Below are 25,478 nucleotides of genomic sequence, written 5' to 3'. Positions count from 1 at the left end.
GCCATGACTATCGGGAACCGAACCGGCCCGGCCGGTGCGCATCCGTCGTGACGGCGGATGACGCTGTCCAGCGCGCTTGGCTTCATGGCCGTGGGCGGGAGTTCTTCCATCTCGCTGGTGCGCGTGCTGCGATACGCTCCCGCAGTACACGCCGCGGCCTGTGAACCGTGGCGGCATAGCTGGTCGGTTACCGATAAACAACGGCATGGCGTGAACAACGCGCTGTCTGAGGCACGTTCCTGTGCCAGCGGTGCTTCGGCAGCCGGATGGATCGGACCAACTTGCCCTGTGCATCGCACCCTCCGCTGCCGCCGAAGCATCCCAATGGGCTTGATAGTCATGACGATCCGAGAATCGCGGCAGTTGGTGAGTAGCTTGGACCAGTCCGGGGCGCTCTCGCCGCATACCCGCTATTCCTGGACAGAAGGTCGAGCTGCCCGTCGATCATGCGGTACACGGCGTCCATTCGGGACAGGTGGGTGCGGTCGTGCGTGACCAGGACGGTGGGGGCCCGGTGCGTACGCACCATCTTCAGGATGAGATCGATGACGGCCGCGCCGCGTTCGGAATCGAGCGCGCTGGTCGGTTCATCGATCACCAGCAGCGCGGGTTCGTTCATCAACGCGCGGGCGATGTTCACCCGTTGACGCTGCCCGCCGGACAGCTGCGCGGGCCGTTTACCGGCGTGGGCGGCCAGCCCCACCGCGTCGAGCAATTCCATTGCCCTGGTGTGGGTTCGGCGGCGGCGGGCAGCGGAGGTGTACCAGCGCTGCCCGAGGTGCCCCATTGCCTCGAGCTGTTCGACGGCGGTGAGCGCCGGAATCAGGTTGGCCTGCTGGAACACGATGCCGATGGACGAACGGCGCATCGCGGCAGCGTCGCGGCGCGACAACGCCGCCAGGTCCACCCGTCCCGAGCCGGTGTCGAGCCGAACCTGCCCGGAATCGGGGCGGATCAGAGTGGAGACGACGGCGAGCAGGCTCGACTTCCCGGACCCCGACGGACCGGTGACGGCCGCGATCGTCCCGGCGGGCACGTCCAGGCTCACCCGGTCGAGCGCCGTGATCCGGTCCGCGCCATCGGGGTAGGTGAGGGTGACGTCGTCGACGGACAAACCCGTGGTCATGGCAGTTCCTCCAAACATCAGCGGGCCGCGCCGAGCGCGGTGAGCGGGTCGGTGGTGAACAGGAAACGCAGTGCGAACGCGGCGCCGCCGAGTCCGAGCAGGATCAACGCGCCCGCGGGCAGCAGCGTGGTCGCGGGCGCGATGACGAACGGCACCGCATCGCCCATCAGGCTCGCCGACGCTATTGTGATGCCAAGCCCCGCGGTGACACCTGCCACCAGCACCATCGCCGCCTGCGCCAAGGCGTCGCGCACCAGCGCGGCCGAGGTGGCGCCGAGGGCCTTCAGCGTCGCGATATCCGGGAGCCGCTGGATCGTCCACACGGTGAAGAACGCGCCGATCACCAGGGCGGAAATGGTCAGCAGCAGCAGCGTCATCAAGGTCAGCGAACCGTTTTCGGCCTGGTAGGAACCGATCGCCTGGAGCGCATCGGCGGGCGTGGTCGAGACGGTGGCGGCGGCGTCGTCCACGGCGTCGCGATCCGGCACCCCGGAGACCGCCAACACCGTTGCCGCGCCCGACCGCGGACTCACCGACTGCCAATCGGACAACGTCATCCAGATCACGGGCGTGTGGCTGTACCACTCGTCGCCGCGGACCGCCGCCACGGTGAAATCGCGGCCGGCGAGGTCGACCTCGGCGCCGGGGGACGCGCCCAGCGCCGCGGCTGCTCCGGCACTGAGGATCACGGCACCCGGATCGGTTGCGGTGCGATTGCCGAACGCGGTTCCGTCCGCCCCGAACAGCGCCACCTGGCTAGGGGCGGCCGACCCGGTCGCCGCCGTGGCGCGGGCCCGGCTGATGCCGATCGGTTCGACCGTTGCACCCGACTGCTGCCAGGTGGCGATCTGTTGTCCGGTCAGGGCGGAGGTGTCGAAGGACGCGGCCGCGCCGGTGTCGGCGAAGACGACCGCGTCGGCGTCGATCCGATCGATGGCCGAAATGTTCTGGTGCGCGAGGCCCGCGGTGAGCCCGCTCAGAAAACTCACCAGCAGCGCGACCAGTGTGACGACCGAGGTGATGAGCGCGAAGCGGCCACGGGCGGCGCGAAGATCTCGGAGTGCGACGAACATGAGCCCCACGATGCCGGGATCGGGTGCGCGAACCATCGCGCGCGCGAACCAACCGCCGCCGATCGAAGGTCGGTGCCGCCTTTACACCTTTCGATGGATGCCGCCCAGGTAGCCGGGCATAAGCTGGCACGGTGCACCAGTCGCCGCTCACCCCTGTCGTCACCGCCCTGCGGCTGGGGCTGCATGTGCTGGTGACGGCGCTGGTCGCGGTAGTGGTGATCCGGGCGTTGCTCCCCGGCGCCGACTACTCGATCGCGGTGGTGGTGCTGAGCGCGGGATTCCTCGCCGTCTATTTCACCGGTGCGGCGATCGGTGGCCGGCGTGGCGGGATGCTGCTGTGGCTCGGTGCCCTGACGGTGCTGTGGCTGCTGCTCGTCGCGTTCTCCGCCGACGCGATCTATCTCGCTTTCGGTCTGTTCTTCCTGTTCCTGCACCTGCTGCCGCGGCCGGTGGACTACCTGGCCGTCGCCGCTGCCACCGGCGTGGCCGTCGCCGGATTCGGCCTGCATCGCGGCTGGTCGGTGGCCGGTGTGATCGGCCCGGTGCTCGGCGCGGCCGTCGCCGTCGGAATCGCGGCCGGCTACCGGATGCTGTTTCGGGAATCGGCCGAACGCGAACGCCTCATCACCGAATTGCTCAGCACCCGTGCGTCACTCGCCGAACAGGAACGCACCGCGGGCAAGCTTGCCGAACGCGAACGCCTGGCCCAGGAAATCCACGACACCGTCGCGCAGGGGCTGAGCAGCATCCAGCTGCTGTTGCATGCCGCCGAACAGGCCGCACCGGATCATCCCGCCTTGCCGCAGATCCAGCTCGCCCGTGCGACTGCCGCCGAAGACCTGGCCGAAACACGAAGGCTCATCGCCGAATTGACTCCCGCCGCGCTGGTCGGCACGTCGCTGGCCGAGGCCTTGGCGCGGGTCTGCCGTCGAGCCGAGAGTCCAGCCCTGGCCGCGCAGGTGGTGGTCGAAGGAACACCCGAACGGCTGCCGATGCCGATCGAAGCCGCGCTGGTCCGCATCGCGCAGGGCGCGGTGTCCAACGTCGTCCAGCACGCGCACGCCGCCCGCATGCGGCTCACCCTCACCTACGCCGAATCCGAGGTCCTGCTCGACGTGGTCGACGACGGGGTCGGCATCGCCCCGGGCGTTCTCGACCAGCCGCCACCAGGGTCGTTCGGTCTGGCCGCCACCCGCCGCCGGGTCGAGCAGCACGGTGGCACGATGACCGTCGAATCCGAGCCCGGCCATACCGCCGTGACGGTGTCGTTCCCGTTGCCGCCGCGGCGCGCGGGCGCGGTGGACTCCGATAACGCCGGGGAGGTCCCGTGATCCGACTGCTGCTCGCCGACGATCACGCCATCGTCCGGGCCGGCTTGCGCGCCCTGCTCGAGGGGGCAGAGGACATCGGCGTCGTCGGCGATGTACCGACCGCCGAGGCTTCGGTCGCCTTCTGCGCGACCGAAGCCGTCGACGTCGTCTTGATGGACCTCAGCTTCGGCCCCGGCCGCTCCGGTGCGGACGCGACAGCCGAACTGCGTGCCCTGCCCGATCCGCCCAACGTCCTCGTGGTCACCAACTACGACACCGACGCCGATATCCTCGGCGCCATCGAAGCCGGGGCCTGCGGATACATCCTCAAAGACACCCCGCCTGCCGAACTCCTCGCCGCCGTCCGCTCGGCCGCGGCCGGTGAGAGCGTTCTCTCACCCACCGTCGCCTCCCGCCTGATGACCCGCGTCCGCCGCCCCGACACCACCCTCAGCCCCCGCGAGATCGAAGTCCTGCGCCTGGTCGCCGACGGCCGCTCCAATCGCGACATCGCGCGCGAGCTGTTCCTCAGCGAAACCACCGTCAAATCCCACCTCGTGCACATCTACGCGAAACTCGGCGTCCGCTCCCGCACCTCGGCGGTAGCCCGAGCCCGCGAACAAGGCGCGATCTGACCGGATGCCCGGCCCGGCAGTCGGACGATACCGGCCTCGGCCCGAACTCTGGCTCCGCTCTACAACTCCCGCCGCACCGACGCGGCGATCCAGCCGCACGCACGCTCGGATCTCTGGCATGCATGCCACCGCAGCATTCTCGCGATCTCCGTCCGGTGAAGTCACACGGTCGTAACGCTATTGGGGCGCCTCGTTCCCGGACGGGCCCGGTCAGACGCCTCAGCCGGGGGTGGTAGCCGCCCAATCGCGAGGCAATCCGAGCCAGGCACCGATCATGCCGAGCGCGGTCAGCAACGCTTGCATCCCGTCCCAGCCTCCGGCGACTGCTCGCGGCCGGTCGTCGACCTGGAACGGGCACAACGTGAGCCCGGAATCCGGGGCATGGAAAGGACGACCGACCGTGATGCTGTGGCGGCGTCCGTCGTGGTCGAACACACGCCGGGCGATGATCTCTCCCACACCGGAATCCGGTCCATCGGTGGGGTCAGCTTCGGCGCCGGTAGGTGTTGGGTCGGGGAAGCCGAGTTCGGCGGCAACCGCGAATCGGGCCCTCCCGGCCTTGCGGTTGGCCCGGGCCAGGATGGCCCCGATCTCGGTGACCGCGGCATACAAGGCCGCGAGCTCATCGGTGCCGTGGCTGTGGAAACCTTGCTCGTCGACGCGGAAGACGCATTCCGCGCCCGCCTCGGCCGGCGTCGGTTTGCCGACCTCGATCACCACCGCCTGGCCGTCGTCGTCGACCAGGCGCGACAGGATCACCGCACCGGAGAGACCGCTCACAATATCCTCCTGACATGGACCCGCTGATCGCTACCTGAACAGCGAGGTTCTCGCTTCCGCCACCACGCCCCGGCTATCTTTCCAGCCTGACATGCGTGACGAGGGGTGTCAGGTCAACAGGCGCGTCGACCACAGCACGGGTGCAGTCAGTGTCTGGGACGTGGCGCCGCTGCGTCACCCGCGAGATCGAGACGGCGGTGCTGTCGTTCCTGACCGTGTCGCTGTGGCCACGTAGACCGGGTGATGTGACGTCCCCTCGCGCGGCATAGCGTGCGATCCGCCGACCGAGAGTGCCTCGCATCCGGGTGCTCGACCAGGTCGCCGGAACGATCCCCTTGTCGGAGTAGAACCGGATCGCCCGGCGCAATCAGACCGGCAGCCGTAATTCGACCGAGGTCCCCGCGCTGCCGGTCTCGAGTTCGACTTCAGGGATCAGTGCCCGTACGAGCGAGAGTCCGCGGCCGCGGAGTCCGCTCGGTTGCGGTGGTTGCCAGCAGCCGTGGTCGATCACGACGATGCGAATCGAGGATCCGGACTGCCACGCCTCGACCGACACTGTGCCGACGTGGTCGCGGTAGCCGTGCTCGATGGCGTTGGTGCAGACTTCGGTGACCGCGAGCACCACATCGTCGATCTTGTCCGGCGACAAGCCCGCAGTGGGCAGCCAGTCGCGCAGGACCTGCCGTACCGTGCGCAGACTTTCGGGGACGGCGGGCAGCTCGATCCGCACCGGCGCCGAGAGCTGTTCGGATCGCGTTCGCGGGCGCGTCATCGCACGTCGCCTCCAATTCCGCCGCACGCGGCATGTGTATCACCTGTTCTCAGCACAGCAATACCCCCGCAACAGCCGTCTACTCGGCTCAGGCGATCGGTTTGATCGCACCATCGCGGGGTACGTTCGCGTGGCGAGCGTCTGGTGCGCTCGCGACGCTGCATGTGGGCAGCCTCGAGGAAAGGACCGACGGTGACCGAGAGCGGGACGTCGCGAACACTGACCGTTGTGGTGCACGAGCGGGAAAACAGCATTGTTGTTGCCGCGACGGGTGAGATCGATATCGCTTCCGTGCCGGAGTTGCAGGCCGCGCTCGACGCCCTGGCTCCCGGCTGCGTCCCGGTACTGGACCTGACCGGGGTGAGCTTCATGGGTTCGGTGGGTCTGAGCGCGCTGGTGGCGGCGGCAGAGGCAGCCGACCCGCATCGTGTGCGGGTGGTGGCCAGCCCTCAGGTGCGTCGACCGATCGACGTGACCGGACTCGATCAGGTGGTGGCGCTGTACGAGACGTTGGACGATGCGCTCGCCGACGAGCTCAGCCCGTCACTCTAGATCGCATCTCCGCTGCTGGGTTCGCGACCGCCCACGCGGTCGCGAATCAGTCGCGCAGCGCCTGCTCGCGCAGGGATTTCAGAGTTCTGGTCAATATCCGCGACACCTGCATCTGCGAGCATCCCAACTGCGAGGCGATCTCTTGTTGGGACAGGCTCGCCGCCACGATCGAGGAATCCGGCGCCCGCAGGCGATTACGCGGTAGACCAGGCCACCGATATCCGGTTGGCCGTCGACGAAGTAGTCACGGCCCTGGTCCTGGACGCGGTCGGCGATTCCATGATCGACTGCGCCTTCTATCCGCACGGACCTGGAATGGATGTGCGAGTGTCGGCCGTGCTGACAGTGGCCGACGCCCCGGACGAGAACAGCTTCGGCTGGCACGTGCTGACCACCCTGACCGACCAGGTCACCGTCATGCGCGACGGCTATGACGAGGCCGTCGGTGGATATCCGGTCGTGGTCGAGTTCCGTTGCGCCACTGGTAGCGTCGATGTCGACTGAAACTCTGTCCGCTCACCCCGGCACACACAGCTACGAGGGCCTCGAGCCCCTGTTCACCGAACTCGCGGCACTCGACGCCGGTGACGCACGCCGCCGTCTACTGCGCGAGGAGTTGATCCAGCGGAGTCTGCCGCTGGCCGAGAACATCGCCCGCAAATTCAGCGGACGCGGCGAGAATTTCGACGATCTGCTCCAGATCGCCCGCGTCGGCTTGCTCGCTGCCATCGATCGCTTCGATCCCGGTCAGGGCTCCCCCTTTATCGCCTACGCCGTCCCCACGATCATGAAGGCATCGAGGTGGTCGGTGAAGCGGGTGATGCGCCGTCGCTGCTGCGCCTGGTCGCCCGCGAGCGGACGAACCGCTCTACGAGCCGATTGATGACAACGTCTGGGTCGGGGTGGCGAGCGGTGCCGCCGTGGCCATCTTCACCGCCACGCTCTGGTACGTGGTGCCGTCGTGCTCACCGGCCTCGCCGACGAGCGGGCCGGGCTCGCGGCCGTCGCCGCGGGGGCGCAGGACTATCTGGAAGAAGCGCAGCACGAGCACCTGTTGTTCCCGTGCGGGCAGCGCGGCGATGAGCGGCTTGACCGCGAGATAATTGTCGATGCTCTCGAAGGATGCGTCCTCGGCGCCGCCTGGTCACTGCGCCCGGCTTCGGGTGGGCCGTCGCGACCAGCGTTCCGGTCCCGCTCGTCACGGCGCCGCCCGCGGCAGCCGCTGGCGGTGTGGCCGGGTGGTGTGTGGGTCTGCCCGGATTGATCGCGCCACTGACCGGTAGCGTGGCCTGATCAATCGGTGAATGCCGGCACCGCAACGTGTTGTGGTGCAAGGACTAACCGGCTCCTCACCGAATACGTCGGCACTCCCCAGCCACCGTAGGAAACCGTAGCGTTTCTCCAGCAGCTGGGTGAACGAGGCTACTTTCCGCAGACAGCCCGGCCGACAAGGGCACCCGGATCATCGCCATCCGGCATTCAGGCGTTGGATGAGCGCAGGTGTTCGAGGACGGCGAGTACGCGGCCGCGGCCTGGCCTCGCTGGTCGAGCGTTTGCTCGGGGAATCGGTCGCTTTCCCGGTTGATTCACACGGGACCCGGCCGGTGCTGTTGGTGCCCGAACGTAGCCCGTCTCGGCGCGGCTCTCCCCGTGACCGGGTTCAGCGTCTTCTACACGCAGGTCGTGATATCCGGGTGGTGTTGGCGTGCGAGGACTGCTCTGGTTCTGCGCCGCTCGCGGCTATTACACGCACGCGTCTCGATGCACAGGGTGTCATGGCCGGTGCGGTGATGATGAGATGTCAGACACGATCGAACCTTCTGAATGCAACTCTACCCTCCTGTAAGGGTAAGGTTTAGCTCGCTGGTTGGTAGCTGACGCCGATGTGTTCGACCGCGTGGCCGACTGCGACGGGCACGTCGCTCGTGCTGAGTCTCTAGTCGCGTTCTCCCAAGACTTTCTCCCTGGCAACCGATTCGGGTGCGCCAGGTGTGCCCGCGTGCACGTGATCTCATGGATTGGAGTTTCTGATGGTGCCGACGCCGCAGCGGCCGACCGATGAGGGTTCGGTGCTGGCCGCGTTTCGCAGTGCAGCTCGGTTACGTACCGAGGTGTTGGCGGGCTTGGTGGTTGCGCTCGCGTTGGTCCCGGAGGCGATCTCGTTCTCGATCATCGCCGGAGTAGACCCGCGTGTCGGGTTGTTCGCGTCTTTCACGATGGCGGTGACCATTGCGATCGTCGGTGGTCGCCGGGCGATGATCTCCGCCGCGACCGGCGCGATCGCGTTGGTGATCGCACCGGTGGCCGAGGAGCACGGCCTGGACTACCTGATCGCCACGGTCATTCTGGCCGGGGTGTTGCAGATCGTGCTCAGCATGGTCGGTATCGCGCGGTTGATGCGGTTCATCCCGCGCAGCGTGATGGTCGGCTTCGTCAACGCGTTGGCCATTCTGATCTTCACCGCGCAGATCCCGCATCTGCTGGGAGTGCCGTGGCTGGTCTATCCGATGGTTGCGATCGGCATCGCTACCATGGTGCTGCTGCCCAAGCTGTCGAACGTGGTTCCGGCTCCGCTGGTAGCAATCGTGCTACTCACCGCTGCGACCATCGTGTTCTCGCTGAACGTGCCGAACGTCGGCGACGAAGGCGAGTTGCCGTCGAGTCTGCCGACCTGGCTTATCCCGAACGTCCCGTTCACCCTGGAGACCCTGGGCATCATCGCCCCGTATGCCTTGGCGATGGCGCTGGTGGGTCTGCTCGAGTCGTTGATGACGGCCAAGCTCGTCGACGACATCACCGATACCCATTCTGACAAAACCCGCGAGGGCTGGGGCCAAGGCGTGGCCAACGTTGTGACCGGATTCTTGGGTGGCATGGGTGGTTGCGCGATGATCGGCCAGACCATGATCAACGTGAAGTCCTCCGGTGCCCGCACCCGCATCTCGACCTTCCTGGCTGGTGTTTTCCTGCTGATCCTGGTCGTCGGACTGGGTGACATCGTCGCCTTGATCCCGATGGCGGCGCTGGTCGCGGTGATGATCATGGTCTCGGTCGGCACCATGGACTGGCACTCGATCGCCCCGAAGACCCTGCGGCGCATGCCGATCGCCGAAACCGCCGTCATGCTCGTCACCGTCGCGGTCACCGTGGCCACACACAACCTCGCCTACGGCGTCATCACCGGTGTGCTTACCGCGATGGTCGCCTTCGCGCATCGCGTCGCGCATTTCACCGAGGTGGACAAGGTCTCGGAGTCCGATTCCGACCATGACGGTGCGATCGACACCCGTGTGTACAAGGTGCGCGGTGAGTTGTTCTTCGCCTCGAGCAACGATCTGGTCTATCAGTTCGACTACGTGGACGATCCGGCCAATATCGTGATCGACATGTCGGATGCACACATCTGGGACGCCTCGACCGTGGCGAGCCTGGACGCGATCACCACCAAGTACGCAGCCAAGGGCAAGAATGTGGAGATCATCGGGCTCAACGCCGCCTCGGAAGCTCGCCACCACCGGCTGTCTGGGCATCTGGTCGGCGGGCACTGAGATGGTTGCCGACTCCAGCGGCTACCTGCAGATCGGGCAGGTAGCCGAGCGGACCGAGTTGTCGCTGAAGTCGATTCGCCACTGGGATGAGGTCGGGCTGGTCCAGCCATCGGCCCGCTCGGCGGGCGGGTTTCGGCTCTATACCGAGGCCGATGTGGAGCGGATGCTGGTCATTCGACGGATGAAGCCCCTCGGCTTCACGCTGGCGGAAATGAAGCAACTACTCAGCGCGATCGATGTCCTCGACGACGTGTCGGCCGACCCCGCCGCGCGTGCGGCGGCGCGGGCGGATCTGCTCGCGTTCCGTGAAAAGGCCGCCGACAGTGCAGAACGGCTACGGCGACACCTGGCCTACGCAGAAGAGTTCACCGACTTACTCACCCGGCGCTCCTCTGACTCGCCGGCATGATCTGACTGCTCATATTGCGCATGTTTTTCTGCGGGATCGTCGATCCGCAGAGGTCGACCGGCCCCGGTCGCTCCGGATCCAGTCCGCCGGCGGTTCGCGACGACCGAGCTGGTCGTTCATCGCCGGTCGCGGTGTGCAGGCAGCCCGCCCGAGATCCCGGCTACGACGATCATGGCCGCGGCGATCAGGCAGAAGGCTCGGTCGTAGCCGGCGGCCGAATCTGTCGCGGTGATCAGTGCCGCGAGACCGAGGGTCGCACCAACTTGTTTGGTGGTGTTCATCAACCCGGAGGCCGCGCCCGCGTCCGCTATGGGGACTCCCGCGGTGGTGGCGGCGGTGAGCGGCGTGCTGAGCAGTCCGGCGCCGATGCTGAAAACGACGGCGGGACCGAGGATCCCGGTCAGGTAGGTGCTGTCGGGGCAGAGCTGGGCTTGCCACCCGAAACCGGCCGCGGCCAGCAGTGCCCCGCCGGCGATGAGGATTCGGGCGTCGACCCGGCGCATCAGCCAGGGGGTCACCTGGGTGCCGATCGCGATCGTGACGAGTGTGTGCGGCAGGAACGCGAGTCCGGTCTGCATAGGGGTGTAGCCCAGACCGTCCTGCATCGACACCGTCAGGAAGAACCACATCGGATTCAGGCACGCTCCCGCCAGCAGCATCGCGACATTGCCGACAGCCACCGACCGAATCCCCAGCAACCGAAACGTAATCAGCGGAAACCGCGCCCACCTTGTCTCGGCGATGACGAACGCGATCGCCAGCGCCGCCCCGGCCGTGAGCGCCGACACCGTCACCGGTGCCGACCATCCTCGCGCTGGGGCCTCGCCGAGCCCATACGCGATCGTAGCGAGCCCGCAGGTCACCAGCACGGCTCCCAGCACATCGAGGCGGACCCGGGGACGTGGCGCCGAGTCCGGAGAGATGGCACCGGCAGCGACCACCAGCGCGAGGACGCCGATCGGCAGGTTGATCAGCAGCGTGGCCCGCCAGGAGGCGAATTCGGTGAGGACGCCACCGAGTAGATTGCCCGCGGTCCCGCCGGCCGAGCCGAGCGCGGTCCACAGCGCCAGCGCCTTCGTCCGCCGCGTCCCCTCGGGGAAGCTCGTGGTGAGAATCGTCAGCGTCGCAGGCGCAAGCACTGCCGCGCCGACTCCTTGGGCGGCGCGGGCGCCGATCAACAAACCCGGCGTCGAGGCCAGCCCGCCGACCGCGCTCGCGATGGTGAATACCAGCAGGCCGGCAAGGAAGACACGCTTGCGCCCATACAGGTCGGCCAGGCGACCACCGACCAACAGCAGACCCGCGAACATCAGCGCATAGGCATTGACCACCCACGCGAGCCCGGCCTCGGTGAAGCCCAGCGACATTCGCATCGACGGCAAGGCGACGTTCACCACCGAGATGTCGAGCACCACCATGAACTGCGCCGCGCATACCACTGTCAGCAGCGTCGCCGCGCGGGCCGGTGCGGCCGCCGTCTTCTCGTCTGTACTGGGCCGTGGCACACCCACCTCCAAATTGATACACCTGTATCCAATACATGTGTATCATCGAATTTTGTCTGATGCCGAGAGAGGTGACCGTGCCCCGAACTGTGGACCACGCCCAACGACGTGCCCAGCTCGCCGACGCCGTGGTGGCAGTCGCCGCCCGCGAGGGCCTGCACGCGGTCACGATCCGCGCCGTGGCCGCCGAGGCCGGGGTTTCGCTGCGATTCGTGCAGTACTATTTCCCGACCAAAGCCGAGCTGCTCGTCGGCACGCTGAACCATTTGGAAGCCCTGAGCCATCGCCGCTGGGAAACGCGCCTGGCCGGTCTGCCCGATCCGCCGCCGGCTCGCGCTCTGATCGAGGCCTTCTGCGCCGAAGCCCTGCCCACCGACACCGCCAGCCGGGCCTTCCACCTCGTCGGTACCTCCTACGCGGTGCTTGCCATGACCGACCCCGACCTCGCCCACCACCCCTTCGTCGCCGGCATCGAACGACTCGAACATCAACTCGCCGAGGCGCTCTCACGCGCACAGGCAGACCGGAAGATCCCCGACGACCTCGACGTCCGAGCGGAAGCGATCCGGCTGGTCATGCTCACTCACGGACTGGGAACCAGCGTGCTGATCGGTCAACACAGTCCAGACACCGCCCTCGCGGTGCTGACCGACTACCTCGACCGGCTCTTCGGCATCACCGCCGAACCGAATTCGCCGAGCCCCGAGTAACCGGCCGTCACGCATGGCCGTGTGTGAAATGTTGGCGGCCGCTCCACGCGGTGCGCGAAGCGGCCGCCGTGGCGCTCAGCGAGATCGCGCGTCACTGCCAGGGGGTAAGTACTGCGAACGGCCTACGACGCTGCACGACTGCGCACCGACCGCGTCAGCCGGAGTGGTCCGGGCATGTCGAATGGCGGCGACCCTGAGCTGCCTTGCTCCTTCAGTTGCGCGGGGGCCGGCCCGAGCCCGCCGCGAATGGCGGTCTCGAGACTAACGGGGGGGTTCTCAGGATGGTCGGCGGTGCGGGGTGGATCGGCCGCGCGGGGTTGCGTCCCTGTATTCTGAGCCGCTGGTCAGGGCAGCGTGAGGCACATTCGCGACAATCTGTTCTTGTCCGCGACCGCGTCGATGCCGGTGATGCGCTCGCCCGCGAAACGCACGATCATGACCAGCATCAGTGTGCCGTGCGGCGCGAGCACGAAGCCCGGTTCACCATTGAGCATGATCGCGCGGGCAGGTTGTGCCTTGCCGCTGAACGCTTCGGCGATGGCTCGGCCACCGTCGAGGTCCATCCCGGCGCCCAACAGGCGCGCGGCCTCGTCGGTGCGGTAGGTCGCATCGGGGTCGAGCATGGCAAGCAGCGCCTCGAACTCGCCGTTCTGCGCCGCCGCCAGGAACACTTCGACGGCGCGGTATCGCCGCATCCGATCATCGCTGCCTGACTCGGCATTGCCTCGTACCCGCGTGCGCGCCCGGCTGGCTATCCGTTGTGTGGTAGCGGGGCTGCGGTCGACGATCGGAGCGATGTCGACGAACGGCACCGAGAACAGATCGTGCAAGACGAAAGTGATTCGTTCCGTCGGTGACAACCGGTCCAGCACCACCAGCAGCGCGGTGCCGACGGAGTCCGCCAGCACAGCCTCCTCCTCGGGATCGACCCCAGGCCGCGTCCCGGATTCCGCGCCGAGTTCGTCGAGTGGGTCTTCGCGGCGTGCCTCGCGCGATCTGAGCATGTCCAGGCATACCCGGCCGACCACGGTCGTCAGCCAGCCGGCCAGGTTCGCGACGCCGCTTGTGTCGGCCCCGGCGGCTTTGAGCCAAGTCGTTTGGACGGCGTCGTCGGCTTCGCTCACCGAGCCGAGCATCCGGTAGGCCACCGACCGCAGGTGGGTTCGATGCTGTTCGAAACGCTGCGTGAGCACGTCGTTTCCGTTCATGTGTCTGGTTTCCTCGCCGTCATCCGTCAGAGAAGCAGCAACCCCATTCCGACACAAAACAGTGGAGGCAGTAAATCATGAACGTTGCTCTGTGGATCGTCGCCGGTGTGCTGGCGGCTGTGCTCTTGGTCAGCAGTGCCAAGTTGGTGGTCCCCAAAGACAAGATCGTGGCCGCCGGAGATTACGCGGCGTGGGCCAAGGATTTCAGCCCGGCCGCATTGAAAGCGCTTGGGTTCGTGGATCTTCTGGGCGCTGCGGGGCTGATCCTGCCCGCCGCACTCGACATCGCACCGATCCTGGTGCCGGTGGCGGCCACCGGCACGGCCTTTCTTTTCCTCGGGGCGATTGTGGTGCGGGTCCGGCGGGGCTTGTGGGCAACGGCCGTCGCCGAAGTGTTCTACCTGGCCATGGCCGTCTTCGTGGCCGTTGGCCGCTTCAGCCTCGAACCCTTCGCCTGACTGGGCTGCGATCCGGCCCTGCCGGACGTCTCGCGCGTGCCTGTGCCGGAAACCGGAACAAGGGGGTTCACTCGGCAGCTGGGCGGGTGCCGGGGTACCACAGGAACTGGATCCGTTCCATCACCTTGCCGCGCTGGGTGTTGTGGAAGGCGGCAACGCGCCAGGTGTCGCCCTCGCGAACCATGGTGTAGGACTGCACTTTCGACGGAGATTCGGGAGGTTCGTCGTCGTAGGTGTCGCCACGGGTGAGCAGTACGGCGACGTCATCTGTGAGCACACGCAGGCTCAAGTAGCGGTCTTCGAGGCGAGTGCCGGCCAAGGGGCCGTCGAACAATGCTCGGTGGCTGTTGACGATGTCGGCGCGGCCGGCGTAGACGGTGCCGACCCATGTCGTATAGGTGGCGTCGGCGGTGAAGAGCGCGCCGTAGGCTTCGGCGTCGTTGGCGTCCCAGGCCCTGGTCAGCGCGGACATGGTGGCGCAGATTCCTGCCAGCGTCTCGCTGGCGGATGCGCCGCCCGGTGCGCTGGCGGGGACATCCGTGCATGAGGTGACACCGGTATCGGCCACCGTCGAGGTGACGTTCAGCCATGTGTAGGTGCTCGCGCCTGCGATGGCGACGAGGGCGACGCCCGCGGCGGTGTAGTAAGGCCAGCGTCGTCGTGGCTTTGTAGTCGACGTCGGACCTCGCTCTGTGTAGGCGCTGTCGGTGTCGGTACGGCAGGTGGATTCGGTGCGGCCAGGTTTTGGTTGCATGTGTGCAATAATTGCATCCATGCACAAGAGGGTCAAGCGTCCGGCTGCGGAGATCACAGCCGTCAGCTACCGCCGCTACCTGGCCGCCGTCGTTCAGTTCCATCTCGCCGCGGCCGAGGCATGCGGTCTCGGGCCGACCGACTATCAGGCGGTTAGCTTGCTGGATGCGGACGGGCCGATGACGACCGGACGGCTCGCCGATCGACTCGGGTTGTCGGCAAGCGCGACGACCCGCGTCGTCGACCGCTTGATCGCTGCCGGACTGGCGGATCGGATCGCGGACGAGGCGGATCGGCGCCGTGTCCTGGTCAGGCACACCGGTCGGCAACCGGAAGGGCTCGCCGACTTACTGGCGGCAGTGCAAGCTCCGATCGCGGCCGTCATTTCCGGTTTGGATGCGACCCAGCGCGCAGGCTTGGCAACGTATTTCGACGGTGCTGCCGATGCCTATCGCCAGGCCGCGATCGACATCAACAGTGCTTGATCAGTGCTGCGCGGGGTCGGGCATATTGCAGCGCAATGGCCTGACCTCGGTTGTCACGACTGGTGTCCCTGCATCTGCGCCATACGCTGCATCATCTCCGCCGGTTCCGCATCTTTCACGTGCGAGGCGATCGTCCATCCGTGGCCGAATGGGTCGATGATGTAGCCGTCGCGGTCGCCGTAGAACTGGTCCTGTGCGGGCCGCTGGAGCTTCGCGCCGAGCTCGACGACACGGGCGATGACGTCGTCGACGTCATCGACGTAGACGAAGCGAACACTGGTGAGCCGGGAAGCCCGTCCGGCGGTGGTGCCTGGGTTCCAAGTTGCGCCGACCGCTGCGAAGTTTCTCAGCGTCGATGACGGCCTGTTGTCGAACGTCAAGGCGTACCCGGACTTCTGCGCGGCGTTGCGCGCAACGCCTGGGCGGGGCGGGACGCCGTACACGGCCGGAGGCGAATTGGACTCGTAGAGCAGCCTTTGGCCGAAGCACTGGGTGACAGGTGGGCGACTGTGGTTGCCCGCCCCTGTCGGTGCGGTTCCCGTGCAGATGGGAACCGCACTGCGACCGTCAGCGATCGGTCACCGGTTGTCGAGTGGCCAGGACATTCGAGCCGGGTGCCCGGCGGGTGGCCTGCAGATGACCGGCTACACATAGCGCCGCGCCGAGCGTCACCCAGGCGGTGAGCACGATGACGGCGTGGGTCGCGCCTCGTCCGTCGAAGAAGGCCGTCGATCGCAGTAGCCAGCCGCCCGCGCCGGGTGGCAATAGTTGGCCGAGCGTGCCGGACCATCCGGGCAGCATCTCGGGCGCGGTCGCGGTTCCGGAGAGGGGGTTGCCGACGAGCATCATGATGACCGCCCCGATTCCCATCCCGGCATATCCGAGCAATGATTCCAGCCCGAGAATCATCAACGAGGTCGCCGCGATGGCCAGGCCGATGGCGCCGGCGTTGGCCTGGTAGGACCCGCTGAGGGAACCGAGCCAGAATTGCAGGATCGCCGCGACCGTGAGGCCGCCGGTGACGGAGAAGGCGAGCGCGCCGGCGGCCCTTCGGCCGGTGCCGTGCACGAGCCTGGTCAACAACGCCGCGGCGAGCAGGCCGCCCATCACCAGCGGCAGCGCACCCGCGGCCAGCCCGGCGCCGCGCGGGTCGTCGGCGGGCAGGGCGGCGAGTTCGCGGACAACGACGGGGGTGCCGGGCCCGCCGGCCTGGCCGAGGCCCGCTGCCATTGCTTGCAGCGTTTGGGCAACGGCTGTGCTTGCGGCCGAGGCGATGAGGACCTGCGGTACGCCGGAGCTGAGGTCGATTGCGCCGTACACTTCCCGGTCGCCGATGAGTTGTTCGGCTGCCGCGGTGTCCTGGGCGGTTGTGATGTCGAATCCTCCCGGCATTCGCTGCTCCAGCGCGGTGCGGATCTGGGCGACGGCGTTGGGCGGTCCGGCGACGACGATCGGCACGTCATGCACCGACGAGCGGGCCGACGGCCACGCGAACGCGACGAGCAGGACGCCGATGATCGCGGTGAGCGCGACGACGATTCCCGCCACTGTCGGCCATCGGGAGGTCGAGACATCGGTAGCTGGTGACGCCGGGAGATTCATGTCTACTCCTCGAAGTTGGGGCGACCGCCGATGCCCAGCGCACCGGCGGTCGGTGTCTGCGATGTCTTCAGGCGACCGTGGCTGCTCGGTTGTCACGTGGGGTTTGCAGCAGCATGGGCCGGTGCTTACCGTCCTTGAACCAGTGATGCGAGCCGGGCTTGTGCGCTTCGGTGGCCAGGTGTTTGATGCCGGCCGAGCAGGCGAATTCCTTGAGTTTCTTGCCCGCGAAGCCGCTGAAGTACAGCCGCATCGGGGTGTCGTCCTTGTGGCCGAGCTGGTAGATCCCGGCGCCGCGGCCGAAGCTGAGGCACATCGCGGGGAACGACAGATCGATCGGGGCGGGCTGCTCGCCGGCGATTCGGTACAGGAGGGTGTCGGCGGCGTGTGCGCCCAGGCAGTAGGCGGTGTAGGCGCTCATTCGGAAGGGGAGGTCCGACGGTGCCGAGCAGTCGCCCGCGGCGACGATGCGTTCGTCGTCGACGCTTGTCAGGGTTTCGTCGGTGAGCAGTCGCCCGGCCGTGTCGGTGCTCAATCCGCTGCGCGCGGCCAGGTCGGGGACGTCGAAGCCGGCTGTCCAGATCGTGACCGCACTGGCCATCGTCTGCCCGTCGGCGAGTTCCACGGTCTCCCGGGTCACCGCGGTGACCATGGCTTCGGAACCCTCGATGACGTTCACCCCCAGCTTGGTGAAGTACTTGCGGGCCGTGCGCCGTGCCTTCGGGTGCAGGTAGGGGCCGAGGACCTTGCCACAGACCAAGGTGACGTCGCGGCCTTGTTCGGCCAGCTCCGCGGCGGTTTCGATGCCCGTCGGACCGCCGCCGATCACCGTCACCGGTGCGGTCATGGGGGTGTCGAAGAGTGTCGACCGTAACCGCTGGGCTGCTTCCAGAGTCGCGATGGGGTAGGCGAATTCGGCCGCTCCCGGGACCCGCGGGGTGGCATCGCCGCTGCCGACCGCGTAGATCAGGTAGTCGTAGCCGATGGTGGTGCCCTCGGCCAGCGACACACTGCGCGCGGTGGCGTCGATGCGGGTTGCGCTGTCGGTGACCAATCGGACGCTGCCGGCCAGGATTTCGGTGTAATCGACGACCGCGTCGTGCGTGCCGCCGACCAGCTGGTGCAGCCGCAGCCGTGGGACGAAGACCGGACGGGGGTTGATCACGGTCACCCGGAGGTCGTCGCGTTGGGTGAGGCGATTTGCTGCCATCACTCCGGCGTATCCGCCGCCGATCACGACAACATCGATGGTGTTGCTCACGGTGTCTCCTTCGCTTCGAGGGGTCGAGCACAAGACACCGGACAACCGCATTTTCTGACAGATCGCGCGAGTGATCTAGATCACCGCGTGATCTGTCAGGGATTCAGCGGCCGTCCCGTTCAGGGAGCGCTGGAACTAGAGGAGGCGCGAATGATGAAGCGCCGCAGGACGTTGCCGCCACAGCTGTCGAATATGAGCTACGTCACAGTCTGTCACATTACGCTGTGCTGCTCGGTCTGGTGTGCAGCTGTCATCGATGATCGGGAGGCTTCGTAGTCATGAGCACCATTGCCCGCGGTGCGGATGCCGCGGACGAGCGCTACCGCAGCGCTGCTTTCGTGCGGCGTTCGATCAACAAGGTATTTCCTACGCATTGGTCTTTTCTGCTCGGCGAGATCGCCCTGTACAGCTTCATCATCTTGTTGATCACCGGCGTGTATTTGACGTTGTTCTTCGATCCGTCGATGAGTGAGGTCGTCTATGACGGTGCGTATCAGCCGTTGCGCGGGAGGACGATGTCGCGTGCCTACGAGTCGACGCTGAATATCAGTTTCGAGGTGCGTGGCGGGTTGTTCGTGCGGCAGGTGCACCATTGGACCGCTCTGTTGTTCGTGGCATCGATGATCGTGCACATGGGCCGGATTTTCTTCACCGGCGCATTCCGCCGCCCGCGCGAAATCACCTGGGTCATCGGCTGCCTGCTGCTGATACTCGCGTTGTTCGAGGGTTTCTTCGGATACTCGTTGCCCGACGATCTGTTGTCGGGGACGGGTTTGCGGGCGGCATTCTCCGGTATCACCATCTCGATACCGGTGGTGGGCACCTGGTTGCACTGGATGCTCTTCGGCGGTGACTTCCCCGGCGAGATCATCATTCCGCGCTTGTACATCACCCATGTCCTGCTGTTCCCGGCGCTCATGTTGGCGTTGGTCATAGCCCACATCGGCATCGTCTGGTACCAGAAGCACACGCAGTTCCCCGGGCCCGCGCGCACGGAGAACAATGTGGTCGGCACGCGCATCGTTCCGGTCTTCTCGCTCGATCAGAGCGCGTTCTTCATGTTCACCCTCGCGACAGCGGCGCTGATGGGAGGCTTGCTGCAGATCAACCCGGTGTGGAATCTGGGTCCCTACAACCCGGCTCATGTCTCAGCGGGCTCGCAACCGGACTTCTACATGATGTGGACCGATGGCATCGCCCGCCTGATGCCGCCGTGGGAGCTGTATGTGGGCGGCTATACGGTTCCGGCGGCGTTCTGGGTTGCGGTCGTCATGGGTCTCGTCCTGGCGATCCTGGTGGTATATCCATGGATCGAGAAGCGCCTGTCGAAGGACCGAGCACACCACAATCTGCTGCAGCGCCCGCGGGATGTGCCGGTGCGCACCGCTATCGGCGCGATGGCGCTCACCTTCTACCTCGTGTTGACGCTGGCATGCGTCAACGACATCCTCGCCTTGACCTTCAACCTCTCGCTGAACGCGACGACCTGGTTCTTCCGCATCGCGGTCTTGCTCGGCCCGCCCGCTGCCTACTACCTGACCTACCGAATGTGTCTGGGTCTGCAGCGCAGCGATCGCGCCGTGCTCGCCCACGGCATCGAAACCGGTGTGATCAAACGACTCCCGCACGGTGAATACATCGAAATGCACCAGCATCTGGGGCCGGTCGACGATCACGGCCGACCGATACCGCTCGAATACCAGGGCGCCCGGGTGCCGAAGAAGATGAACACATTGGGTGCCGCGGGCGCTCCCGGATCCGGATCGTTTCTGCGCCCGGATCCGGAGTCCGAAGCCGAGCGTCTCACGGCGATCGAGCGAGCCGAAGAACATCGTCAATTGGCTGTGCTGCGCGACTATCAACACCGTGTCACGGGCCGGGGAGGCGAGGAGTGATCGTGCGGCGGTTCACGCGCACCGAGCTGACCAACGAGGATTACGGCCTGCTGTTTCCCATAGCCACCGTCGGCACTGAACAGGCGGCGCATTGTGTGCGAGAACTGTTGCGAGCCCGGGGTATTCGGTCCACTCTGACGGCGCCTCGGGTTGTGGGCGGCACCGTTCGCCTCCGGGTGCTCGTCTTCCCCGAAGACGCCGCCCGCGCCTTCAGCGTGATCTGCGCCCATACAACCCAGGACTGACCGACCAGATCGAGGCGGCGGTCGGCGCCGCCGCCTACGGGGCGCAGATCGCCGGCACACACCCGTGGCCACCTGGACGGGCGACATGCTCACCGTCAGTCGTCGGCAGGTGTCGGTGTGGTGGTTGTCGAGGCCGCGTTCACGTATTTCAACCGAGGGGTGCGACCTGCCGGGTCAGCGAAATCTCGGATTCGATGCGGGTCAGCTTCTCCGGGTTCCGGACATAGTAGAGGCCGGTGATCCGGGCGTCCTCGACGTGGAAGGCCATGACGCCGTTTATCTCCTCGTCCATGCAGATGACGAGTGCCTGGTTGCCGTTGACGACGATGGGGTGCGTGGTGATGCGGGCATCGAGCTTCCCTGTGCCGCGGATGAGGTAGCGGGCCACCTGCTCGGCGCCGACGACCGGTTGCAGGGCGGCTCTCTTGATCCCGCCGCCGTCGGCGATCAGGACGACTTCTGGGGCGAGTACGTCGAGCAGACCCTGCGGGTCCCCGGTTTCGAGCGCGCGCTGGAACGATTCGAAAGCCGCACGCGTCTGGCTCGGGAAGACCACCCTGCGTGGGTGGCGGGCTTCGACGCGGCGGCGGGCGCGATGTGCGATCAGGCGGGTTGCCGCGGGAGTCTTGCCGACGGCGGCCGCGATCTCGTCGTAGCGGATATCGAAGACCTCACGCAGCACGAAAACGGCGCGCTCGGTCGGCGAGAGCGTCTCGAGAACGAGCATCAGCGCCATCGACACACTCTCGGCGAGCACGACATCCTCGGCCACGTCCGGCGCGGTGAGCATCGGCTCTGGCAGCCAGGGACCTACATAGGACTCCTTGCGGCGCTGCATGGTGCGCAGCCGGTTGAGCGCTTGCCGGGAAGTGATCCGGACCAGGTAGGCGCGCTGGTCGAGCACCTGCCGCAGGTCGACCTCGGCCCACCGAAGCCAGGTTTCCTGCAGAACGTCTTCGGCGTCGGCTGCGGATCCGAGCATTTCGTAGGCGACGGTGAACAGCAGGTTGCGGTGCATGAGAAACATTTCGGTCGCCGCGATCGCGGCGGGGCCGCCGCCGTCTCGATCCGATGCCTGCCGCCCGCCGGGCTCGGGTGTGGTCTTCATTGAATCCTCTTCGGTCGTCGGCTCCGGCGTCCGACTCGTCTGATGACACGGGTGCGGTGGCACCCGCGAGTACAGGCACCACCGGGCACAGTGGTCGAGTCACCGCCGCCGGGCGCGACGACCGCCTGTCGCACCACACGACCAAGACGGCCAGTGTCGCACTGAGTGCGCGGCACGGCCGTATCGGTGCATGCTGTCCTCGAACCAGTCATGTGAGCCGGGCTCGCGCCTCGGCCGCCACAGGTATTGTCAGGCAGTGAAGGGCTCCAGGACGAAACGCCCCCACGCGACGAATGCCGCGAGCGCGAGATAGCCCGAGGTCAGCGCCACGAGCTTGTACTGCTTGAACCGGACGCGGGTGGCGATGGCTCCGACCATGAGCAAGACCCAGCAGACAGCGGTGACCGGCACCATGACCGGTGCGATATCGAGCACGGCAGGCAGGATCAGTCCGACTGCGGCCAGAAGTTCGAGGACCCCGAGGGTCTTGACGAAGCCGACACTGGCATGTCGACCCCATTCCCCGCCCGGGGCCTCGACCAGTTTCGCCTTGGGGACGAATACCTTGCTGACTCCGCCGGCCAGGGCGACAAAGGCCAGTAGCCCGGTGGCAATCCACAGTACGAGGTTCATGGTGTCCTTACCTTCGTTCCGACGCATTCGGGCACAAGACACCGCATGAGGAGTAACTGTTTCATTCAGGTGGTGCAGCTCACTCGGCCATAGAGTCGCTGCTGAGCCTGCCGGTGGGCGTAGGCAAACCGCTCCACGACCGTCACCAGCCGTCGGATCACTGTGCCGTCAGGAGGTCTGTTGATAGATGTCGGGGATGCCGTCGTTGTCGTCGTCGCGTTGTTCCTGTTCGGCGATGCGACGGTAGGTGCGGTTGCGCAGGGTGAGCAGGGCGGTGGCGAGTACCGCGGCGGTCAGGGTGCCGACCAGTACGCCGATTCGGGCGGCGTCGATGCTGCCGGGGTCTTCGGCGAAGGCGAGTTCGCCGATCAGCAGCGAGACGGTGAATCCGATCCCGCCCAAGAGCGCGACGCCGATGACGTCGATCCAGCTGAGGTCGGAGTCGAGTTCCGCACGGGTGAGTTTGGCGGTGAGGAATGTGGTGGCGGTGATGCCGATGGCTTTACCGCAGACGAGTCCGACGATGATGCCGAGGGTGAGACGGTCGGTGAGGGAATCGGTGAGCCCGGTGATTCCGCCGATGGTGACGCCTGCGGCGAAGAAGGCGAAGACCGGGACGGCGAAGCCGGCGGAGATCGGGCGCAGCAGGTGTTCGAAGCGTTCGGCGAGACCCGGGTCGTCGGGGTGGTTGGCGGTGGACGGCTTGGTGAGGACTGGAACGGTGAATCCCAGCAGGACGCCGGCGACGGTGGCGTGGACGCCGGACTGGTGCACGAGCCACCAGGTGAGGGCGGCCAGCGGTACAAGGATCCAGACCGAGTGCACCTTCCGCTGCACGGCGAGGCCGAACGCGGCCAGTGGGAGCGCGGCCAGTGCCAGGTATCCGAGGTGGAGTTCGTCGGTGTAGAAGACGGCGATGACGGTGACGGCGAGGAGGTCGTCGACGACGGCGAGGGTGAGCAGGAAGGTGCGCAGGGCGGTCGGCAGGTGTGAGCTGACGACGGCGAGGACGGCGAGGGCGAAGGCGATGTCGGTGGCGGTGGGTATGGCCCAGCCGTTGAGGGCGTCGCCGCCGAGGTTGAAGGCGACGAAGATCAGGGCCGGGCCGATCATGCCGCCGACGGCGGCGACGACCGGCAGCGCGGCTCGGCGCGGATCGCGCAGGTCGCCGGCGACGAACTCGCGTTTGAGTTCGAGTCCGACGACGAAGAAGAAGATCGCCAGCAGTCCATCGGCCGCCCAGGTTTCCAGGGGCAGGTGCAGGTGCAGGGCGTGTGGGCCGAGCTCGAAGTGGCGCACGTTCTCGTAGACGTCCGACCAGGGGGTGTTGGCCCAGATCAAGCCGATGGCCGCGGCGATGATCAGCAAGATGCCGCCCGCGGTTTCGGTCCGCAGGATCGAGGCGATGCGTCTGGCTTCGGGCCAGGATCCGGGGGCGAACAGGCGTTGGCGGGTTTGCGGTGTGTTCATCGGAGGCGTCTTTCCGATCGTCGGCTGGTTCAGGCAAGAGCGCTACGCCGGTGAGTCCGCACTGGGGGAGGCGGTCTGGAGGTCTCGGCGCGACGCAGCTCGGAATTTCCGGCCGCCGGATCGGGAGGGCGTCGACGCACCCGGTGGCGGCGTCGACGCGCGCAGGTGAACGGGGTGTTGTGGACCGCAGTGACGACGCCGGACGAGGATGTGCGCTTCGAATCTGTGGAAGCGGGGCTGGTGGCGGCTCGAATCTGCACTGCGCACCCACCCATCACTGGTCCCGGCCCGACCCCACTCGGGTCGGGTTGCCGACCAGACTTCCCGGCGCACCTATCTGTAAAGATGCCGTAAAGGGCCGCCGGGCGCAAACGCGGCGGCCGGGCCGGCCCCGTCCGCGCTGCGCAGGCGCACCAACACGACTGTGAGCGTCCGGTGATGCGCCTGCGGACGGCTATGCCGAGGTATGCGCTGGTCGCTGTGGCTCGGGTGCTTTCTGACGGCCGAAGTAGAACAGCCCGGCCGACAGCGCGCCGAGGAACAGTGCGAGCATCCCGGCCAGCAGCCATCCGGCGCCGAAGCTCGCGATGATCGGGATGGCACCCGCGGTGACGAGGCCACCGCCGAAGAAGGGCTCGAGGATCAGCTGCTTGTAGCCGAAGGCCTGATAGGCGGGTGTCTTCAGGTCCGGGTCGACGACGCGGAGCAGGATCAGGCCGGTGGAGGTGACACCCATGGCCTGGCCGACGTCGGCGATGCCACGTTCGAACCAGAAGTCGGGCAGCATCCGGCGGGCCAGGAAGATGAAGGCGCCGAGTGTCCAGATCAGGCCGGTGCCGGCCAGCAGCAGGAAGGGGCCGATGTTGGCGGCGATGGCCTGCAGCGACAGGGTGCCGAGGGCGGCGATGACGAGGACGTCGAGGCTGAATCCCTGGATGCGTTCGATCAGCTGGACGTCGACGATCTCATCACGGTCGAACGCTTGGATCGCGATCTGGACGAGGATGCCGCCGACCATCGCGATCGGGAACAGCGGTACATGGGCGAAGAGTTCGAAGCTGTCGGCCCACAGCTTCGACTCGATCCATTGCAGCGCCTCTAGGATCAGCCAACCGATCAACACCGCCACCGCCAGCAGCCCGAAGTGCAGGGTCAGCGGTTCGATGGAGGAGGGATTCACGGTGAGGGTTCCGGCTGAACGGCGGCGCTCCTTCTCGACCAGACCTGCTTGCTCGGACACCGAAGGTGAAGCATCGGACCGCAATTCGGCGGTCTTGCCGGTGCGCACACCCCAGTTGATGAGGGCGATGCCGCAGATGACGCCGGACAGGATGCCGACGGTGGCCAATCCGAGCGCCAGGTCCTGTCCTTCGGGGAAGCCGAACTCTTCGAAGGTGCCGCTCATGCCTGCGGCGGTGCCGTGACCGCCCTCGAAGCCGATCTCGATCAGCGTGCCCGCCATCGCGGGCAGCCCGAACAGCGGCCCGAGGACCAGGATCGCCAGCAGCAGTCCGAAGACGTATTGGCCGCTGGCGACGGTGATCCCGAACGCGATCTGCGGGCCGGCGATGCGGAAGGCCGCGCGCGGCGACGGCAGCTTGTGCCCCATCAGCAGGCCGGCGAACACGAGCGAAATCAGCAGCCCTGGCAGTGTTTTCCACACCTCGAGGACCTCTGGCGTGAACAACCCTGCCTCGGCGAACCGGTCGGTGCCCAGTGCTGAGGCGATCCGTCCGAAGACATCCGGGCCGATGAGCAAGGCCAGCCCGCCGCCGAGGATGGAGCTGGGGATGAACAGTTTCTGTGCCAGTCGCCAGCGCACTCGGATGATTTTCGAGATCAGCATCATGACGCCGATCAGCAGTAGCGCGAATCCGATCACGTTCGGAGACACCGGGATACCTACTTTCGTCGTTCGCGTGGATAGCCACGACCGGTCGGGT

At 66.7% G+C, this 25,478-nt stretch carries 27 protein-coding genes and 1 pseudogene; 13 read left to right on the top strand and 15 right to left on the bottom strand.

Annotated elements, in window-relative coordinates; genetic code table 11:
- Positions 1–337 precede the first annotated feature (337 nt).
- Together AC4HOU_RS00530 and AC4HOU_RS00525 are read right to left on the bottom strand one after the other, a co-directional pair.
- The gene (locus AC4HOU_RS00530) at positions 338–1,126 is read right to left on the bottom strand and encodes an ABC transporter ATP-binding protein (RefSeq protein WP_228791074.1); all 789 of its coding nucleotides are present in this window, start codon (positions 1,124–1,126) and stop codon (positions 338–340) included.
- A gap of 17 nt (positions 1,127–1,143) precedes the next feature.
- Positions 1,144–2,199 carry an FtsX-like permease family protein gene (locus AC4HOU_RS00525; RefSeq protein WP_490723980.1) on the bottom strand — a complete coding sequence of 352 codons (1,056 nt, stop codon included), beginning with the start codon at positions 2,197–2,199 and terminating at the stop codon, positions 1,144–1,146.
- Positions 2,200–2,330: 131 nt separating this feature from the next.
- Here AC4HOU_RS00525 and AC4HOU_RS00520 point away from each other — a divergent pair, with 131 nt between their 5' ends.
- Positions 2,331–3,530, top strand: a complete 1,200-nt coding sequence (locus tag AC4HOU_RS00520; RefSeq protein ID WP_195026799.1) for a sensor histidine kinase — start codon at positions 2,331–2,333, stop codon at positions 3,528–3,530.
- A complete protein-coding gene (locus AC4HOU_RS00515) occupies positions 3,527–4,144 on the top strand; it encodes a LuxR C-terminal-related transcriptional regulator (protein WP_195026798.1) in 618 nt (205 codons plus the stop codon). The genes AC4HOU_RS00520 and AC4HOU_RS00515 overlap by 4 nt, the downstream gene beginning before the upstream one ends.
- A gap of 219 nt (positions 4,145–4,363) precedes the next feature.
- On the opposite strand, the gene AC4HOU_RS00510 is transcribed toward AC4HOU_RS00515, so the two are convergent.
- A complete protein-coding gene (locus tag AC4HOU_RS00510; RefSeq protein WP_195026797.1) occupies positions 4,364–4,924 on the bottom strand; it encodes a DUF6968 family protein in 561 nt (186 codons plus the stop codon).
- 367 nt (positions 4,925–5,291) lie between these two features.
- Entirely contained in the window at positions 5,292–5,696 is a 405-nt protein-coding gene (locus AC4HOU_RS00505) for an ATP-binding protein (protein WP_195026796.1), read from the bottom strand.
- A 228-nt stretch (positions 5,697–5,924) separates the two neighbouring features.
- On the opposite strand from AC4HOU_RS00505, the gene AC4HOU_RS00500 reads away from it, so the two are divergent.
- Entirely contained in the window at positions 5,925–6,248 is a 324-nt protein-coding gene (locus AC4HOU_RS00500) for an STAS domain-containing protein (protein WP_490723979.1), read from the top strand.
- 46 nt (positions 6,249–6,294) lie between these two features.
- Here AC4HOU_RS00500 and AC4HOU_RS00495 read toward each other — a convergent pair.
- Positions 6,295–6,405: pseudogene (locus AC4HOU_RS00495) on the bottom strand (sigma factor-like helix-turn-helix DNA-binding protein); the annotation flags it as partial.
- Positions 6,406–6,473: 68 nt separating this feature from the next.
- Here AC4HOU_RS00495 and AC4HOU_RS00490 point away from each other — a divergent pair.
- The 5 genes from AC4HOU_RS00490 to AC4HOU_RS00470 all read left to right on the top strand — a co-directional run bounded on the left by AC4HOU_RS00490 (position 6,474) and on the right by AC4HOU_RS00470 (position 10,205).
- Positions 6,474–6,752, top strand: coding sequence for an anti-sigma factor (locus AC4HOU_RS00490; RefSeq protein ID WP_195026794.1), 279 nt, complete (start codon positions 6,474–6,476; stop codon positions 6,750–6,752).
- The gene (locus tag AC4HOU_RS00485; protein ID WP_195026793.1) at positions 6,742–7,131 is read left to right on the top strand and encodes a sigma-70 family RNA polymerase sigma factor; all 390 of its coding nucleotides are present in this window, start codon (positions 6,742–6,744) and stop codon (positions 7,129–7,131) included. The genes AC4HOU_RS00490 and AC4HOU_RS00485 overlap by 11 nt, the downstream gene beginning before the upstream one ends.
- Positions 7,132–7,209: 78 nt before the next feature.
- On the top strand, positions 7,210–7,512 hold the full coding sequence (locus AC4HOU_RS00480; RefSeq protein ID WP_195026792.1) for a hypothetical protein: 303 nt from the start codon (positions 7,210–7,212) through the stop codon (positions 7,510–7,512).
- A gap of 766 nt (positions 7,513–8,278) precedes the next feature.
- On the top strand, positions 8,279–9,796 hold the full coding sequence (locus AC4HOU_RS00475) for a SulP family inorganic anion transporter (RefSeq protein ID WP_195026791.1): 1,518 nt from the start codon (positions 8,279–8,281) through the stop codon (positions 9,794–9,796).
- Position 9,797: 1 nt separating this feature from the next.
- On the top strand, positions 9,798–10,205 hold the full coding sequence (locus AC4HOU_RS00470; protein ID WP_195026790.1) for a MerR family transcriptional regulator: 408 nt from the start codon (positions 9,798–9,800) through the stop codon (positions 10,203–10,205).
- 116 nt (positions 10,206–10,321) lie between these two features.
- Here AC4HOU_RS00470 and AC4HOU_RS00465 read toward each other — a convergent pair whose 3' ends face one another.
- Positions 10,322–11,716 (bottom strand): MFS transporter, encoded by a 1,395-nt coding sequence (locus tag AC4HOU_RS00465; RefSeq protein WP_324195829.1) that lies wholly within the window; start codon positions 11,714–11,716, stop codon positions 10,322–10,324.
- Between the two features lie 71 nt (positions 11,717–11,787).
- On the opposite strand from AC4HOU_RS00465, the gene AC4HOU_RS00460 reads away from it, so the two are divergent.
- Positions 11,788–12,420 (top strand): TetR/AcrR family transcriptional regulator, encoded by a 633-nt coding sequence (locus AC4HOU_RS00460; protein WP_195026789.1) that lies wholly within the window; start codon positions 11,788–11,790, stop codon positions 12,418–12,420.
- Positions 12,421–12,764: 344 nt separating this feature from the next.
- Here AC4HOU_RS00460 and AC4HOU_RS00455 read toward each other — a convergent pair whose 3' ends face one another.
- The gene (locus AC4HOU_RS00455) at positions 12,765–13,628 is read right to left on the bottom strand and encodes a sigma-70 family RNA polymerase sigma factor (RefSeq protein WP_194996905.1); all 864 of its coding nucleotides are present in this window, start codon (positions 13,626–13,628) and stop codon (positions 12,765–12,767) included.
- 77 nt (positions 13,629–13,705) lie between these two features.
- Here AC4HOU_RS00455 and AC4HOU_RS00450 point away from each other — a divergent pair, with 77 nt between their 5' ends.
- Positions 13,706–14,086 (top strand): DoxX family protein, encoded by a 381-nt coding sequence (locus tag AC4HOU_RS00450; protein WP_194996906.1) that lies wholly within the window; start codon positions 13,706–13,708, stop codon positions 14,084–14,086.
- A 67-nt stretch (positions 14,087–14,153) separates the two neighbouring features.
- Here the strand turns inward: AC4HOU_RS00450 and AC4HOU_RS00445 are convergent, their stop codons facing one another.
- Complete coding sequence (locus tag AC4HOU_RS00445; RefSeq protein WP_194996907.1) at positions 14,154–14,840, bottom strand: SgcJ/EcaC family oxidoreductase; 687 nt, start codon at positions 14,838–14,840, stop codon at positions 14,154–14,156.
- A gap of 19 nt (positions 14,841–14,859) precedes the next feature.
- On the opposite strand from AC4HOU_RS00445, the gene AC4HOU_RS00440 reads away from it, so the two are divergent.
- Positions 14,860–15,324 (top strand): MarR family winged helix-turn-helix transcriptional regulator, encoded by a 465-nt coding sequence (locus tag AC4HOU_RS00440; RefSeq protein ID WP_194996908.1) that lies wholly within the window; start codon positions 14,860–14,862, stop codon positions 15,322–15,324.
- A gap of 53 nt (positions 15,325–15,377) precedes the next feature.
- Here AC4HOU_RS00440 and AC4HOU_RS00435 read toward each other — a convergent pair whose 3' ends face one another.
- From AC4HOU_RS00435 to AC4HOU_RS00425, 3 genes are all read right to left on the bottom strand, one after another.
- On the bottom strand, positions 15,378–15,704 hold the full coding sequence (locus tag AC4HOU_RS00435; protein ID WP_195026788.1) for a VOC family protein: 327 nt from the start codon (positions 15,702–15,704) through the stop codon (positions 15,378–15,380).
- Positions 15,705–15,891: 187 nt separating this feature from the next.
- Positions 15,892–16,926, bottom strand: coding sequence for a hypothetical protein (locus tag AC4HOU_RS00430; RefSeq protein ID WP_228791068.1), 1,035 nt, complete (start codon positions 16,924–16,926; stop codon positions 15,892–15,894).
- A 67-nt stretch (positions 16,927–16,993) separates the two neighbouring features.
- Positions 16,994–18,184 carry an NAD(P)/FAD-dependent oxidoreductase gene (locus AC4HOU_RS00425; protein ID WP_194996910.1) on the bottom strand — a complete coding sequence of 397 codons (1,191 nt, stop codon included), beginning with the start codon at positions 18,182–18,184 and terminating at the stop codon, positions 16,994–16,996.
- A 278-nt stretch (positions 18,185–18,462) separates the two neighbouring features.
- On the opposite strand from AC4HOU_RS00425, the gene qcrB reads away from it, so the two are divergent.
- Together qcrB and AC4HOU_RS00415 are read left to right on the top strand one after the other, a co-directional pair.
- Complete coding sequence (qcrB, locus tag AC4HOU_RS00420) at positions 18,463–20,079, top strand: cytochrome bc1 complex cytochrome b subunit (RefSeq protein WP_194996911.1); 1,617 nt, start codon at positions 18,463–18,465, stop codon at positions 20,077–20,079.
- Positions 20,076–20,324 carry a hypothetical protein gene (locus AC4HOU_RS00415; RefSeq protein WP_194996912.1) on the top strand — a complete coding sequence of 83 codons (249 nt, stop codon included), beginning with the start codon at positions 20,076–20,078 and terminating at the stop codon, positions 20,322–20,324. The genes qcrB and AC4HOU_RS00415 overlap by 4 nt, the downstream gene beginning before the upstream one ends.
- Before the next feature lie 148 nt (positions 20,325–20,472).
- Here AC4HOU_RS00415 and AC4HOU_RS00410 read toward each other — a convergent pair whose 3' ends face one another.
- From AC4HOU_RS00410 to AC4HOU_RS00395, 4 genes are all read right to left on the bottom strand, one after another.
- On the bottom strand, positions 20,473–21,432 hold the full coding sequence (locus AC4HOU_RS00410; protein ID WP_194996913.1) for an RNA polymerase sigma-70 factor: 960 nt from the start codon (positions 21,430–21,432) through the stop codon (positions 20,473–20,475).
- A gap of 249 nt (positions 21,433–21,681) precedes the next feature.
- Positions 21,682–22,065: a DoxX family protein gene (locus AC4HOU_RS00405; protein ID WP_194996914.1), complete on the bottom strand. Its 384-nt coding sequence runs from the start codon at positions 22,063–22,065 to the stop codon at positions 21,682–21,684.
- Positions 22,066–22,233: 168 nt separating this feature from the next.
- On the bottom strand, positions 22,234–23,535 hold the full coding sequence (nhaA, locus tag AC4HOU_RS00400; protein WP_195026787.1) for a Na+/H+ antiporter NhaA: 1,302 nt from the start codon (positions 23,533–23,535) through the stop codon (positions 22,234–22,236).
- Positions 23,536–23,989: 454 nt separating this feature from the next.
- Positions 23,990–25,429 carry a sodium/glutamate symporter gene (locus AC4HOU_RS00395; protein ID WP_130915974.1) on the bottom strand — a complete coding sequence of 480 codons (1,440 nt, stop codon included), beginning with the start codon at positions 25,427–25,429 and terminating at the stop codon, positions 23,990–23,992.
- Between the last annotated feature and the right edge of the window lie 49 nt (positions 25,430–25,478).

This window comes from Nocardia sp. JCM 38205, assembly GCF_058222935.1.
This window is presented reverse-complemented; position numbering and strand designations above follow the sequence as displayed.

Bases quoted from the DNA above. Each gene is read 5' to 3' on its own strand.
- AC4HOU_RS00530 (WP_228791074.1), bottom strand. From the start codon at position 1,126: ATGACCACGGGTTTGTCCGTCGACGACGTCACCCTCACCTACCCCGAT.
- AC4HOU_RS00430 (WP_228791068.1), bottom strand. From the start codon at position 16,926: ATGAATCTCCCGGCGTCACCAGCTACCGATGTCTCGACCTCCCGATGG.
- AC4HOU_RS00445 (WP_194996907.1), bottom strand. From the start codon at position 14,840: ATGCAACCAAAACCTGGCCGCACCGAATCCACCTGCCGTACCGACACC.
- AC4HOU_RS00405 (WP_194996914.1), bottom strand. From the start codon at position 22,065: ATGAACCTCGTACTGTGGATTGCCACCGGGCTACTGGCCTTTGTCGCC.
- AC4HOU_RS00470 (WP_195026790.1), top strand. From the start codon at position 9,798: ATGGTTGCCGACTCCAGCGGCTACCTGCAGATCGGGCAGGTAGCCGAG.
- AC4HOU_RS00485 (WP_195026793.1), top strand. From the start codon at position 6,742: ATGTCGACTGAAACTCTGTCCGCTCACCCCGGCACACACAGCTACGAG.
- AC4HOU_RS00525 (WP_490723980.1), bottom strand. From the start codon at position 2,199: ATGTTCGTCGCACTCCGAGATCTTCGCGCCGCCCGTGGCCGCTTCGCG.
- AC4HOU_RS00455 (WP_194996905.1), bottom strand. From the start codon at position 13,628: ATGAACGGAAACGACGTGCTCACGCAGCGTTTCGAACAGCATCGAACC.
- AC4HOU_RS00450 (WP_194996906.1), top strand. From the start codon at position 13,706: ATGAACGTTGCTCTGTGGATCGTCGCCGGTGTGCTGGCGGCTGTGCTC.
- qcrB (WP_194996911.1), top strand. From the start codon at position 18,463: ATGAGCACCATTGCCCGCGGTGCGGATGCCGCGGACGAGCGCTACCGC.
- AC4HOU_RS00505 (WP_195026796.1), bottom strand. From the start codon at position 5,696: ATGACGCGCCCGCGAACGCGATCCGAACAGCTCTCGGCGCCGGTGCGG.
- AC4HOU_RS00410 (WP_194996913.1), bottom strand. From the start codon at position 21,432: ATGAAGACCACACCCGAGCCCGGCGGGCGGCAGGCATCGGATCGAGAC.
- nhaA (WP_195026787.1), bottom strand. From the start codon at position 23,535: ATGAACACACCGCAAACCCGCCAACGCCTGTTCGCCCCCGGATCCTGG.
- AC4HOU_RS00475 (WP_195026791.1), top strand. From the start codon at position 8,279: ATGGTGCCGACGCCGCAGCGGCCGACCGATGAGGGTTCGGTGCTGGCC.
- AC4HOU_RS00440 (WP_194996908.1), top strand. From the start codon at position 14,860: ATGCACAAGAGGGTCAAGCGTCCGGCTGCGGAGATCACAGCCGTCAGC.